This is a genomic window from Bacillus sp. AY2-1 (assembly GCF_008368965.1).
Taxonomy (GTDB): Bacteria; Bacillota; Bacilli; order Bacillales; family Bacillaceae_G; genus Bacillus_A; species Bacillus_A thuringiensis_S.
The window spans coordinates 1-14,067 of record NZ_QPEL01000051.1 but is presented as its reverse complement, the minus strand read 5'-3'; the positions used below and the strand labels follow the sequence as shown (position 1 = coordinate 14,067).

Sequence of the window (14,067 nt, the reverse complement as noted above, 5' to 3'; positions counted from 1 at the left end):
GTCATATATAATTAAAAGTGATAAGATATTGAATTGTTAAGATAAGAACATTTTCTGAGTTATGGAGGAAATGTCATGAAAAAAGAAAAGAGACATTCTATTCGAGAAGCAATGAAAAAAAACTTAAGAAAAGAATACTTTTACTTAAAAAAAGAATTACTTTTCTACTGCCCAATTGATTTAGGCACATTCTCAAACGAGACATACTATGCTACTTTCGATGAAGATGGCATCAGTATTTATCAGTATGATAAAAAAACAGAAAGTAAATTAAAATTGTGTGAGCGTCATCCGTGGAAAAGTTGGAGTAAAGTGAAGATTGATCACTATTTGACAACTTCTCAATTTATTTTTCAGGGTGAGCGAAATTGGATCTTATCCCTTTTTCAAAAAGGAAAAGAAGCTCAAAGAATTATTGAAGAGCATACATCTTTACAAACAGAAGTTGTTTCCCGCTCTTTCTTAAAAAAACTTCCTGGTTTTCGTTCTAATACACCACTGAATAAATACATCGGTAGCATTTGTTACACTGCACTTATTGCATTTTTATTAAAATGGATGATTCCATTTCAAGCACCACAAATCGCCCTGTATTCTATTTCGATTGGTTGTATGCTTCTTGGCCTACTTTGTTTGACAATCGGTTTAATTGAACCGACTATCGTACTGTTTCGAACAAAAGAGAAAACAAGAACAAAAGTTTTTTACTTATATAGCTATTTAGCTATTTCTGGATTTATATGTGTCTTTATTTTTTGGTAAAAGAAGCCGTCCCAAAATAAATTTTGGGACGGTTTTCTTTTAGATATAAATACTCTAATTCACTCAATACTTCTAGCAGAAGCGCCCATATAATTTCATTTACATCGAACCTTATTTAAGAATATTCAAAGTTTAATTTTTGAGACGTTGCCTTTACTTAACATATAATTGTTGATTAGGATAAATTAGCTCTTGCTGCAATCCATTTTTTTCTTTAATTTCCTTAAGTGTCATACTAAATTTCCGTGCAATACTAACTAAAGTATCCCCTTTTTGTACGACATATAATGATGAAGAAACAACTTCATTTCTTTGTTCACTTAAAACAAGCAATGGGTTCATCGCATTCTTTTTCGCCATCGTCCATCTTCCTTGATGAAGTTCTAGATGTAAGTGTGCACCTCGCGATTCTCCCGTGTTCCCTACTTCTCCAATTTTTTCACCTTTTGAAATATAATCTCCTTGACCCACATATCTCTTATTTAAATGTGCATATACAGCCTCATATTCTCCGTGTTTAATAAATACAACATTTCCATAACTACTTGAATAATAAGACTTCGTTACCTTACCATCTTGGATAGCTGCCACAGGCGTTCCAATCGGTGCAGCTACATCAATACCATAGTGTTTTCCATGCCTTGTCCCAAAATAATCACTTATCTGACCTTCAACAGGCCATGTCCATCGATTTTCTTCTGCATAAACATGTAATTGAGATACAAACAGTATACTCAATAACATGACTCCGCATTTTAAAACTTTCATATACATCCTCCGTTTTCTAATTACCACCATACCTTCTCTATTTTGGTATATTACAGAAAAAAGTATACAAAAAAAGAAAGTGAATTACTCCACTTCCTTCTCTTTCTTATCACGAAAAACTAATGCACTACGGTTATACTCCACATCTTTCACTTGTAATCGGGCATTTATTACTCTAGCTACTGCAAATAAATAGTCAGATAATCTATTTACATACTTTAGAACAACTTCATTTATTTCTCCTTCTTTTTGTAAGGACACGATACATCGTTCTGCTCGCCTTACAACTGTACGTGCAATATGAATAGCAGCTGCCGACTCGCTTCCACCTGGTAAAATAAAGCGCTCTAGCGGCGGTGCTTCTTCTATATACAAATCAATCTTTCTTTCTAAGCTTTCAACCATCTCAATTGTCACCTTATAAGGAATTTTTTGTTCCACTATTGCCAAGTCTCCTCCGCAATCAAATAGCTCATGTTGAATATTTTCGAGCTCATTGTAAATATCTCTATAAGTCCTGCCTTGAAGCTTAGTCATTGCATATCCGATATGAGAATTCGCCTCGTCTATTGTTCCATACGCTTCCACACGGATATCATCTTTATCAACCCTACCGCCTATTACACTTGTCGTTCCTTTATCTCCTGTTTTTGTATATAATTTCATTTCTTCACAGCACCTCTCTTGTTATTCTTTATTCGAGCAACATAGAAAAAAGTTCTACCATTCTTTATTTAATTGAGTTTACAAAAAAATAAAAAACAGCAGAACTTTATTCATTATCAACTTTAAAAACACATATCTAAATTATACGATTCGGTAAATATACAGAGAATGTAGTTCCTTCTCCAACAACACTTGAAACAGAAATTTTACCATCATGACCTTGAACAATATTTTTCGCAATCGCAAGCCCGAGTCCTGTTCCACCCTTTTTCCCACGTGTTCTTGCTTTATCAGCTTTATAGAAACGATCAAATAAAAATGGAATATCCTCTTCTGGAATGCCTGCACCCGAATCTTGTACTTCAAAAATGAGGCCATTATTTTTCGAATCAATTACAAGCGTTACATGTCCGCCTGCGTTTGTATGACGTATTGCGTTATCAATTAAATTCGTCAATACTTGCTCCATACGATCTGCATCAAATGGGTATTGTTCAATTGAATCTTTGAAATCAACCGTTAACGCGACCTCTTTATCCTTTGCAATCCCTTGGAATTTACGACCTATTTTTTCAACGAAAGGATGAATATCAACTTCACCTATATGTAACTCTACATTACCACTTTCCATGCGTGCTAAATCTAATAATTCATTTACAAGTTTACCTAAACGAACGGATTCATCATAAATGATTTGAACAAACTCATCAATTTCTTCTTTCGTTTGCACAATATCATCTAAAATCGCTTCACTATACCCTTGCAGCATTACCATTGGTGTACGAAGTTCATGCGATACATTCGCAATAAAGTCTTGACGCATCTTTTCAAGACGGCGTTCTTCCGTCATATCTCGCAGTACCGCTACAGCTCCACGAATTTTCGTTTGATTGTAAAGCGGCGTCATAAGAACTACATAGTTCCCTTTTTGTAAATTAATTTCAACAACTTGTTGTTGTTCACTTTCTACAACAAGATGGAATAGTTCCACAAGTTCAGAAGGTAGTTTTTTACTTAGCTCTATCTCTTTTTCTTCTTGCCAAACTTGTAAGAAATGTTCGGCCGGCGGATTAATTACAACGACTTCACCTTCTTGATTTAACGTAATAACCCCATCTGCCATACTACTTAAAATACTAGCTAACTGTTCTTTTTCTTGCTGCAGTGCATTCATATTAAACTTCAACTGTTTCCCCATTTGATTTAAGGCCGTTGCAAGCTCACCAATCTCGTCCTGAGACACCATAGGAGCTTTCGCATCAAACTTCCCACGCGCCACCTCAAAAGCAACTTCACGCATTTTACGGAGTGGTGCTGTAATTCGAGTAGACAAGAAGAATGCAAAGAACGTTGTTAATATAATCGCAATCCCTGCTGATAAGAATATAAAATCAGTCGTTCTCTCCATGCCTTGTATCGGTACTTGTAAAGATTCGTATACGAACACTGCACTTTGATTTTTTGACTGCACTGGTTTTCCGACAATCATAATATCATTTTCAGTGTTTTTATTCTTTCTACTATTAGAGGCTTTTCTAATGTTATTCTTAATTTCTTTTTTGTCTGTGAAAACAGCCGCTAATTCTTTATCTTCTTTCAAATCATCCATTGTAAGAGTGACTAACCCTTCTTGTTTCGGCGAAGATGATATTTCTTTACCATCTTCTACAATAATGATCCTTGAAAGTGAATCAGAGAATTTGTACGCGATATTCTCAATCGTTTTTACATCGGCACCTTCTTCAATTAACTCTGAAACACTTGTTGCAACTTTTTGAAGCCTATCTTCACTCATATCAACATAATATGTTCTAAAAAACTGTGAAAGTAAAATCGCAACAAATCCAAGCACAAACGAAACGAGAAGTAATATAGTCATCCATAACTTCCCTACTACACTTCTCCAAAGCATCAGTCGTTCACAACCTCAAATTTATAACCTACGCCCCAAACGGTAACAATCATCTTCGCAGCATCTGGTGATTTTTTACTTAACTTCTCACGTAAACGCTTTACATGCGTATCAACTGTACGTAAATCTCCGAAGAATTCATATTGCCATACTTCTTTTAACAATTGCTCACGATCGAATACTTTATCAGGAGCTTTCGCTAAAAATAATAGTAACTCATATTCTTTCGGCGTTAAGTTTACTTCATTACCATCTGCAGTAACACGGTGTGCATCGTTATCAATTGTTAAGTGCGGGAATACAGTAACATCTTTTGTCGTTGTATCTTGTGTAAAGAATGTTGTTGGTACAGCACGACGTAATACCGCTTTCACACGTAGCACGACCTCACGTGGACTAAATGGCTTTACAATATAATCATCTGTTCCAACTTCAAATCCTTGTACTCTATTTACTTCTTCACCTTTTGCTGTCAGCATAATAATTGGTGTCGCTTTCTTCTCACGAACCCCTTTACATACTTCAATGCCATCTTTACCAGGCATCATAAGATCTAATAAGATTAAATCGTAATCATTTTGCAACGCCATTTCTAAAGCTGTATCACCATTATCTGCTTCTTCAATTGTGTATTGTTCTCTTTCTAAGTACATTTTCAATAAACGACGAATACGATCCTCATCATCTACAATTAAAATTCTTGATTCATTTTCCATCTCTACCCGCTGCGTACTCTCACCTCAGCGGTTCACACCTACCCTTCTTTACTATTATGTTGCGCTATTCTCGTTTATTTAAGCAATCTTCTAAATGTTTCACTTCCCATATTATGCTTCACAAGAATAATAAATTTTGTTCAATTTTTTTCCAAAACTATGTATTTTTTTTGAACAGTATATAATGTCCTCGACATCATTTTACAAAATCAACCGCTACTTTGTCATGTTTTTCTCAAAAAAGAAGAAAAGTTGACAAAAATAAAATAGGAAAGTGACATGCACTCTCCTATTTTATTTCTCTATGCATATGAATGTAAACCGGCAATAATTAAGTTTACTACAATAAAGTTAAACATAATAATTGCAAAACCAATTACTGCAAGCCAAGCTGATTTCTCTCCATGCCACCCTTTAGATAATCGTAAATGTAGTACTGCAGCATAAAAGAGCCACGTTATAAGTGCCCAAACCTCTTTCGGATCCCAGCCCCAAAAACGCGTCCACGCTATTTGAGCCCAAATCATTGCAAAAATTAACGCTCCTAATGTGAAAACTGGGAATCCAATTGCAATAGATCGATATCCGATTTCATCTAGTAAATCACTATTCGTATTCTTTACTAACGGCTGAAGTGCCGCCGATACTCGCTTCCGTAAAACAAGCCTTAATACAATATAAAGTAATGTTCCAACTAACACTGACCAAATAACAGTATTTAATTTTTTCGCATTTACAATCGCTGGAACTTCAACTACCGGTTCTAATTTATTTTCTGTCTGTAACTTCCCTTCATGCGGTCCTACTAAAGCTGGAAGATTGTACTTCATTTCCAGTTGTTGTTCATTTTTATCAACCCATTGAAACTTCGCTTCATATTTCATACTAGAAAATACCGTTGTTACTCCAATAAATCCAACTGTACAAACAAGCGTAAACACTACCGTCTCTAGCCAAAATGTCCGTTTACTTCTCGTTGATTGATCTACATTTTTTAATAAATACATGACGCCCGTAATAAAACTAATCGCTAAAATTGCTTGTCCTGCTGCTGCAGTCGTCACGTGAATATGTAACCAATTACTTTTTAAAGATGGAATAAGCGGAGATATTTCCCTCGGAAACATACTTGCATAGGCAATTAATAAAAGCGCAACTGGTAATGCAAATAGTCCAATTATACTTACGCGGTACATAAAATACATTACAATAAATGCTCCTACAAGCATCATGCCGAAAAATGTACCGAATTCAAAAAAGTTACTAACTGGCGCATGCCCTGATGCAATCCACCTTGTAACAAAATATACTGTTTGTGCTATAAACCCTAAAATTGTAATTGTTATTCCTACATTTGCCCATTTATGACCCTTTTCTTTAATGGCTCCACCAAAAAATAGAGTCGCAATTAAATATAAAATAAATGCGGTAAAGAGAAAGTTACTACTTATTTGCACCATATCGTTTCCCCACCTTAACTAATTTTTTTATCGATTACTTTATCATTTGGCTGTGGAATTGCTGTACCTTCTATTACTCTTTCAATATCTTTCTTTAAACCGAACCAATTTTTATTCGTATGCCCTGCAATCCACCATTCATCATTAACACGTTGTATCCAAATACGGCGATGATTCCAATACATACCTTGAATGACACCAACCATAAATATAAATCCTCCAATACCGAGAATCCAAAGCGTTAAATCTTTTCTTACAGTAAGTGCTGTTGCATTTTGCATTTCAACACCCGCAAACGACATTTTATATTTGTTGTTTCCATCAGGTTCTATATTTTGCTGAATACCAACAAAACTCACTTCACCATCTGGTGTTTCAGGTGTAAACATTTTAAATACAAATGCAGGATTGTTCGGTAATTTCGTTTTTGTATTCGGTTTTCCATTCTCATCAAAATAAAAATCAGGAAAATAGCTTAATAGTTCTAGAGAATAACCATTTCCTAAATCATATTTTTCCTTAGGATTCGTTAAATCTACTTTAATCGGTCCCCATTTTTGATTATTTTCTTTATTTTGCAAGTTGAAGGACATACTTTTAAATTCACTTTCTTTATAATCCACTTGATACACTGCAAATTGATCAAATTTCAGTGGTTCATTTACTCGAATTTCCGCTTCTTTTACTTTTTCCAACTTTGGTTTTTGCCCTGCTATATTTTCGCCCACAGCTTTATATAATACAGCATTCGTTTGGAAGTTTTTCGCAATCATTTTATCGCCTACACGATCAATCGCTTCCTCAAAAACTTCCTTGTCCTTACTTTTATCATAAACTTCTTTTATAAATTTCTCGTTTTTTAAGTAGTATTGTCCATCCGTCCCTGGTATTTCTTTCGTTTCACCATCACGTAACCAAAGTGCTTCGTCTACGTACATACTCGGTAAAAAACGAAGCATCGCACCGAATAAAAAGATAATAAGACCGATATGATTTACATATGGACCCCAACGCGAGAAGCGTCCCTTTTCTGCTAAAACGTTTCCGTCTTCCACTTTCACGTTATAGTTTCTTTTCTTTAAATTCTTTTGCACTCTTTCCAGGTCACCATCTTGCGGTGTACCAGTCCCATATAATCTCTGTCTCTTTAAAAAACTAGGATGTCTTTTTACGCCTTGCTTTTTTAAAGCTTTATAAAGTGGAATAACGCGGTCTAAACTACATATCACAAGTGAAATACCGATAGAAGCAATCAAAATCATATACCACCATGAACCGTATAAATTATTAAATCCTAATTGATAGTATAATTGCCCTAAAAATCCGTATTCTTGCTTATAATATTCAGCTGGTGCAATCCCTGGAGTTATGTACATTTCTTGCGGAAAAATAGTTCCTATCGCTGATGCAGCTAAAGTTATTACGATTAGCCATACACCGACTTTTACAGAAGAGAAAAAGCTCCAAATTTTATCGACTATCGTTTTTGTTTGCGTGAGAGATCTCCGTGCACTCCCCTCATAGCGCATATCCAATAGTTTTGCATTTTCATTGCTTTCAAATGGTTTCCCGCAAGCTTCACAAAAAACGGTTCCTATCGGATTAACATGTCCACATTCACATTTAATTTCTTTCAACACTCTCACCGCCCCTGTATCTATATGTACTATTGTATATTCTAACCTCGAGTTACCGCAATACTCAGAATTTTTAAATCAGAGGCACTATAGACACGCACCTCTTATGTAAAGGCTTTCTTTATTACGGAGTAATTTTCTTTAAATACTCTTCTAACTGTTCTTTCGTTTGTTCACCTATAATTTGCTCCACTACTTTTCCATCTTTATCAATCAAAAAGCTTGTCGGTAATGGACCTACTCCATATGTTCCTATAATCTTTTGTCCTTTATCAATAGCAACTGGGAATTTCAAACCATATTGGTTCACAAAGTTCTTTACTGCAATATCCGTTTCATCTGCATCTAACGCTATGATTTCAACGCCTTTTTCTTTATACTTTGGATATAATTCATTCATATAAGGCATTTCTTTTTCACAAGGTTTACACCACGTACCCCAAAAGTTTAAAAATACACCTTTTCCCTTTAAATCTTTTAGTTCAATTTTCTTCCCTTCTAAATCTGTCACAACAAAGTTAGGTGCTTCTTTTCCGATTTGCATTTTCTCTTTATTAGCAAAGAATCCTTGATAAAGGGTAAATCCTACAGCACCACATAAAATGAGTAGAATAATAACGCGAAATAATAAGCGATTTTTCTTCATATTACCTCTCCTCTCCTCGGTAAATGTTATGTATTATCTTCTGTAAATGTTGTATTGAATAAATCACCAGCAGAGCACTCCACTGGTGAATTTTTAACTCTATAGCTTATCTTGGCTTTGTAGAAGCAAGCGCGCGTAATTGTTTCACCTCATGTGGTGTCAATTCTCTCGCATCACCAGGTCGCAGGCTTCCTACTTCTAAGAAAGCATAACGTTCACGTTTTAATTTCACTACTTTACAGTCTAACGCTTCAAACATACGACGTACTTGACGATTACGTCCTTCATGAATTGTTAATTGTACAATAGCCATCTCTTTACGCTTGTCCCAAGAAATAATTTTCACATGTGCTGGTGCTGTTTTACCATCTTCTAATGCAACACCGCGTTCTAACATGCGAATTTTCTCACCTGTTAATGGGCCTTTTATTTTTGCAACATACGTTTTTTCAACTTTATATTTAGGATGCATTAATATATTTGCGAAGTCCCCGTCGTTTGTCATTAATAATACTCCTGACGTATCATAATCTAGACGTCCGATTGGGAATAAACGTTGTGTAATTTCAGGGAAAAAGTCTGTTACAACACTTCTACCTTTATCATCTGATACACTTGAAATTACACCAGTTGGTTTATATAGTAAAAAATAAACAGGTTCTTCTTTTTCAAGAGGGATGTTATTTACTTCTACTTTATCTTGAGGAGTTACTTTTGTTCCTAACTCTTTCACTATTTTTCCGTTAACTTTCACTTTTCCTTGCTGAATTAATTCCTCAGCCTTTCTTCTCGATGCAATACCTGCTTGCGCAATCACTTTTTGTAATCGTTCCATTTCTTTTTTTCACCTCGAATTTATCTTACCTTACATTAGAAAGACTTGGCAACCGCATACGCTTTACGGTTATTCGCTCCATCTCCCTTAAACAACATAGCGATGATATTAAACATATAAAGGTCAAATCATGTTTTTATCCTTTATTATTGTCCATATTTTTCATATTTCTCACAATAAAAGTTCATCATTTTGTCAAAAATACTGCATAAAAAAACCACTATTAAGCTACACCTTAATAGTGGTCGTATACGTATTATACGCGAAATAGCATAAAAAATGAATAGCTTTACTGAAACAATAGAGAAACAAAGACAATCGAGCAAATAATTCCGATTAAATCTGCAAAAAGACCTACTTTTAATGCATCTCCCATTTTTCTAATACCAACAGCTCCGAAGTATACTGTTAAAATATAAAAAGTCGTATCTGTACTCCCTTGCATCGTAGAAGCTAATCTCCCAATGAATGAGTCTGGCCCATATGTAGCAATTAAATCAGTCGTAATACTTAGACCAGCAGAACCTGAAATAGGACGTATTAGTGCTAATGGAACGATTTCTGCTGGAACGTGAATTAAATCTAGCATTGGCTTCATTACTGATATCATTGCATCTAGCGCACCTGACGATCGGAATATAGAAATAGACACAAGCATTCCAACCATAAACGGTAAAATGGAAATTGCAATTTGAATCCCTTCTTTTCCTCCCTCAACGAACGATTCATACGTCGGCACTTTCTTTATCGTGCCATATAAAAGGATAAAACCAATTACACAAGGGATTACCCATAAGGAAATTGTATTTACAATACTCATTTTTTCCGCCCCTTTCTACTCCTTCTTCGGTAAAAATAGCGGTCAATCCAAATTGCTCCAATCATAGAAAGTACTTGTGCAATAAATGTTACCCCAACAATTTCAGTAGGATTGGCTGATTCATATGTCATTCGAATTGAAATGACTGTCGTAGGAATTAATGTAATAGCTGATGTATTTAATGCTAGAAACGTCACCATAGAACGGCTCGCCGAATCCTTTCCTCCATTTAACTCTTTTAGTTGTTCCATCGCTTTAATACCAAGAGGGGTTGCTGCATTACCTAGACCAAAAAAGTTTGCCATCATATTTGATAGAATAAATCCCATGGACGGATGATCCTTTGGTATTTCTGGAAACAACCTTTTTACTATCGGCATAAAAAGTGAAACTAATTTTTTTAACAATCCGGCTTCCTCTGCAATTTTCATTAAACCAAGCCAAAATACTAAAACACTAATAAGTCCTATACAAATCGTTACTGCATCTTTTGCTCCGTCAAATACAGCCTTATTCACTTCTTCCATCGTTCCATTTATCATGGCGTATACAATCCCAATGACAGCCATCGCTACCCATACGAGATTAACCATTGTTCCCAACACCTATCATGTAAGAAAAAATTTCTTTCACATTATTCCAGTAAAGTCCCGTTGTAGCTACTAACTTCCGTTTACTATAAAATAAATTCCGTTCTCCAACTTTCTCATTGCCAACATAAACATCTGTCTTTCCAACCTTTACTCCATCCTCAAGCGTTATACTTTTATCCAGTTCAACTTTTAATAATACGTTCTTTCTTTCCTCTTCAGTTAACGGCACGGAAAAACTATTTTTCGTATAAACATGGTTGGCATACTTCTTTTCATTTATTTCAGCAATTGCTCCTTGTCCTAAAACTTTCGTTTGCTTGAAACGTTCAAATCCTTTATCAAATAGATTCATATGATCATCCCAATCACTAGAAGCACTCAAAGTTACGACAATTAAATCTAGTCCATCTTTTGATGCCGTTGTAACAAGCGTTCTTCCTGCTTTCTTCGTAAAGCCTGTTTTTCCTCCTGTTGCAAATTCATAATAAGACGTTACCAACTTATGTTTATTTTTCCACGGGTAATCCCAAGAATCGGATTTATACGTTTTTGTTCCAAAGATTTTTTTAAATGACTCGTTTCCCATTGCATACTTCGTTAATAACGCCATATCGTAAGCCGACGAATAATGTGATCCATCTCCATCTAAACCATGAGGGTTTGAGAAGTGAGTATCTTTCATTCCAATTTCTTTCGCCTTTTCATTCATTAAATATACGAATCCATCTATACTCCCACCCACACTTTCAGCAATTACTTGCGCTGCGTCATTACCAGATCTAAGCATGAGTCCGTATACTAAATCTTCTAACTTCACTTTTTGTCCAGGCTTTAAATAGATTGCTGATCCTTCCACCCTCACCGCTTCATTGCTAACTGACACCATTTCTTTCATCTTCCCTGATTCAGCAGCTAACAAGGCAGTCATAATTTTTGTTATACTAGCAATTTTTTGAGGTTCATGTTCTGCTTTTCCGTATAATACACGACCAGACTGTTGCTCCATTAATACAGCATTTCGAGCACTGACATTGCTGTTCATCTTTGCATATGTAGGAATCGGCATAACGCTTGCGTACATAATAAGAAGCGTAATGATTACACAAATTCGTCTCATATTTCCCCCCACGTCCTTTTGGCACTTTTTGTACAAGTGTATGCTTGGCCTTTTAAAATATGAACGAAATCTTCCTTCTGCTTCCATTAAAAAAGACGCAGAGAATTTGCGTCTAATATGGTGTCCATTCAATTTGTTTCGCAGTTTCAAACCTTTTTTCTACATCAGGCCAATTTACAACATTCCACCAGTTTTTAATATATTCATCTTTTCGATTTTGGTATTGTAAATAATACGCATGTTCCCAGACATCTAGTACAAGGAGTGGTATCGTATCCCATTGTGTAAATAATTGATGAAGTGTACTTTGCAAAATTTCTAACCTTCCAGACCGGGGCACCCAAACGAGAATTGCCCAGCCTGAACCTTCTACTTTAGAGGCCGCTTCTGTAAAATGTTTTTGGAAACGTAAAAAGCTCCCAAAATCTTGTTCGATTTGTTGTGAAAAAGCACCTCTTGGACTCCCACCACCGTCTTTTTTCATGTTATTCCAAAATATCGTGTGTAAGTAATGACCTGACCCATGAAAAGCCGCTTCTCTTTCCCAATGCTTAATTAAATCAAATTGATTTGTTTTTCTCGCTTCTTCCATCATCTTCTCTGCTTTATTTAATCCTTCCACGTAACTCCGATGATGTTTATCATGGTGTAACATCATAATTTCTTTAGAAATATAAGGTTCTAACGCATTATACGGATAAGGTAATGGCGGGAGTGTATGTCCTCCAATTGGAACAGCTCGTTCGCTATCCCCTCTTTCATATAATTCATATTCCTCTTCTTCTTGCATAAATACTTCCTGCAAGTGATGCTGAATATGTTCTACATCATCACTTATTTCATACATAAACTCTGCATCTGTTTCATACTCATGCTCTTTCATACGCTCTAACAACGCCTGAATTTTATAAGCAAGCATATGGACATCATACACTTCCATTGCGCGGCTATCTAATACGTGAAGAACACTTTCACACCAATTTTCTACTTCATGAAAGTAATCTGTAAATACACCTTGCTGATTCATGTTGCACCTCCCTAATGCTATCCACTTAACTATATTCAATGAAAATCCCTTATATAACTGTACAAAAGGAAAAGAAGCTAAGTCACCTTAGCTTCTTTTCCGCAATCAATATTTGTGTAACATCTTTGTCTGATAATCCGTCTCATAATATTCTAGTTCTTCACGCATCAATTGAAATTTACCTTCTAAACTCTTCATCACTTGCCCCAAAGATGCAGGTGGTGTTTGTTGAAAAACGATAGAATTTTTTCCTGTATATGCAGACCGACTATTTTCATACCAATAATCACTCTTTGGTGAAAAAAACTCTGCAATTACTTGATGGTAAATCTTATATAAAATTTTTTCAGCTGCTGTTTTTCGAAATGGCTGACTATTCAACAAAACAAAACATGCATCATGTCCTTCTTCGCAAAAAACGAGAAGTCGTCTCATTGATGCTAATAACCCTTTATAATATTGCTCATTCCCTGCTGGTGTTTCCTCTAATAAAGAAGGCAACGTATGATAATTTACATAATTGGTTATCAAATTAATAGCATCTTCTAAAAATATAGAAACTTGTTCTGTTTGATTTTCAACCATCAAATTAGACATTTTTTCTCTCTCCTTTGCCATTTCACGCTATTTCTACTCTTTTATTTTTATGTAATTCAGCCAATATTTCTTGTACTTTCGACACCGTTCCCTCATCAAAATATTGTTGAAATTCTTCCAGGTTATTTAAATACAAACGTTTTTGCGCACGAAGTTCCCTATCCTTCACTAAACAACATATCGCTACAATATCGCGCAAATATATGTTTTGTTCTTCTACTTTATACACTGGATTTCCTTCAAAAGGAGTAATTTCTTGTAAAACTTCTTCAAAATATCGAACGTATAAAACCGAAAAAGTTTTCTCTTTATCATTTAATATATATGTCACTTCAGATCTGTTAAAAAAATCTTCTGATGTATTAGGTTTCGCCTTTTCTAACTCATATCCTACATAACCTTTTATAATCATATACTCCCCTCCACCTTCTTTCATCTTATTCTAACTTAATTTTCTGATAAACAAAATATTCTTTTAAATATACCTATATAAAAAATAGCTCCCCTATAC

General features: G+C 35.1%; 15 protein-coding genes. 1 reads left to right on the top strand and 14 read right to left on the bottom strand.

Annotation, left to right across the window (positions count from 1 at the left end):
* Window positions 1-75: 75 nt before the first annotated feature.
* Window positions 76-762 (top strand): hypothetical protein, encoded by a 687-nt coding sequence (locus tag DN403_RS12960; RefSeq protein ID WP_000711799.1) that lies wholly within the window; start codon window positions 76-78, stop codon window positions 760-762.
* Window positions 763-915: 153 nt separating this feature from the next.
* On the opposite strand, the gene DN403_RS12955 is transcribed toward DN403_RS12960, so the two are convergent.
* The 14 genes from DN403_RS12955 to DN403_RS12890 all read right to left on the bottom strand — a co-directional run bounded on the left by DN403_RS12955 (window position 916) and on the right by DN403_RS12890 (window position 13,968).
* Window positions 916-1,530, bottom strand: coding sequence for a peptidoglycan DD-metalloendopeptidase family protein (locus DN403_RS12955; RefSeq protein WP_000866113.1), 615 nt, complete (start codon window positions 1,528-1,530; stop codon window positions 916-918).
* A gap of 84 nt (window positions 1,531-1,614) precedes the next feature.
* Window positions 1,615-2,196 carry a cob(I)yrinic acid a,c-diamide adenosyltransferase gene (locus tag DN403_RS12950; RefSeq protein WP_000781275.1) on the bottom strand — a complete coding sequence of 194 codons (582 nt, stop codon included), beginning with the start codon at window positions 2,194-2,196 and terminating at the stop codon, window positions 1,615-1,617.
* 136 nt (window positions 2,197-2,332) lie between these two features.
* Window positions 2,333-4,108, bottom strand: coding sequence for a sensor histidine kinase ResE (gene resE / locus DN403_RS12945; protein WP_000964694.1), 1,776 nt, complete (start codon window positions 4,106-4,108; stop codon window positions 2,333-2,335).
* Window positions 4,108-4,824: a DNA-binding response regulator ResD gene (gene resD, locus DN403_RS12940; RefSeq protein ID WP_000426861.1), complete on the bottom strand. Its 717-nt coding sequence runs from the start codon at window positions 4,822-4,824 to the stop codon at window positions 4,108-4,110. The genes resE and resD overlap by 1 nt, the downstream gene beginning before the upstream one ends.
* Before the next feature lie 302 nt (window positions 4,825-5,126).
* Window positions 5,127-6,284, bottom strand: a complete 1,158-nt coding sequence (gene resC / locus DN403_RS12935; RefSeq protein ID WP_000250089.1) for a cytochrome c biogenesis protein ResC — start codon at window positions 6,282-6,284, stop codon at window positions 5,127-5,129.
* Between the two features lie 14 nt (window positions 6,285-6,298).
* A complete protein-coding gene (resB, locus tag DN403_RS12930; RefSeq protein ID WP_000910521.1) occupies window positions 6,299-7,924 on the bottom strand; it encodes a cytochrome c biogenesis protein ResB in 1,626 nt (541 codons plus the stop codon).
* 121 nt (window positions 7,925-8,045) lie between these two features.
* Window positions 8,046-8,567 (bottom strand): thiol-disulfide oxidoreductase ResA, encoded by a 522-nt coding sequence (gene resA, locus DN403_RS12925; protein WP_000742193.1) that lies wholly within the window; start codon window positions 8,565-8,567, stop codon window positions 8,046-8,048.
* 106 nt (window positions 8,568-8,673) lie between these two features.
* Entirely contained in the window at window positions 8,674-9,402 is a 729-nt protein-coding gene (gene rluB, locus DN403_RS12920; protein ID WP_000440553.1) for a 23S rRNA pseudouridine(2605) synthase RluB, read from the bottom strand.
* A gap of 289 nt (window positions 9,403-9,691) precedes the next feature.
* Window positions 9,692-10,222: a spore maturation protein SpmB gene (gene spmB, locus DN403_RS12915; RefSeq protein ID WP_000029514.1), complete on the bottom strand. Its 531-nt coding sequence runs from the start codon at window positions 10,220-10,222 to the stop codon at window positions 9,692-9,694.
* Window positions 10,219-10,815, bottom strand: coding sequence for a spore maturation protein SpmA (spmA, locus tag DN403_RS12910; RefSeq protein ID WP_000247810.1), 597 nt, complete (start codon window positions 10,813-10,815; stop codon window positions 10,219-10,221). Before spmA ends, spmB begins: the two co-directional genes overlap by 4 nt.
* Window positions 10,808-11,932, bottom strand: a complete 1,125-nt coding sequence (locus DN403_RS12905) for a D-alanyl-D-alanine carboxypeptidase family protein (RefSeq protein WP_001252627.1) — start codon at window positions 11,930-11,932, stop codon at window positions 10,808-10,810. The genes spmA and DN403_RS12905 overlap by 8 nt, the downstream gene beginning before the upstream one ends.
* Window positions 11,933-12,044: 112 nt before the next feature.
* Window positions 12,045-12,959: a superoxide dismutase gene (locus DN403_RS12900; RefSeq protein WP_001075736.1), complete on the bottom strand. Its 915-nt coding sequence runs from the start codon at window positions 12,957-12,959 to the stop codon at window positions 12,045-12,047.
* 105 nt (window positions 12,960-13,064) lie between these two features.
* Entirely contained in the window at window positions 13,065-13,556 is a 492-nt protein-coding gene (locus DN403_RS12895; protein WP_000067555.1) for a YpuI family protein, read from the bottom strand.
* Window positions 13,557-13,578: 22 nt separating this feature from the next.
* Window positions 13,579-13,968 carry a hypothetical protein gene (locus DN403_RS12890; RefSeq protein ID WP_000584359.1) on the bottom strand — a complete coding sequence of 130 codons (390 nt, stop codon included), beginning with the start codon at window positions 13,966-13,968 and terminating at the stop codon, window positions 13,579-13,581.
* Window positions 13,969-14,067: the final 99 nt, after the last annotated feature.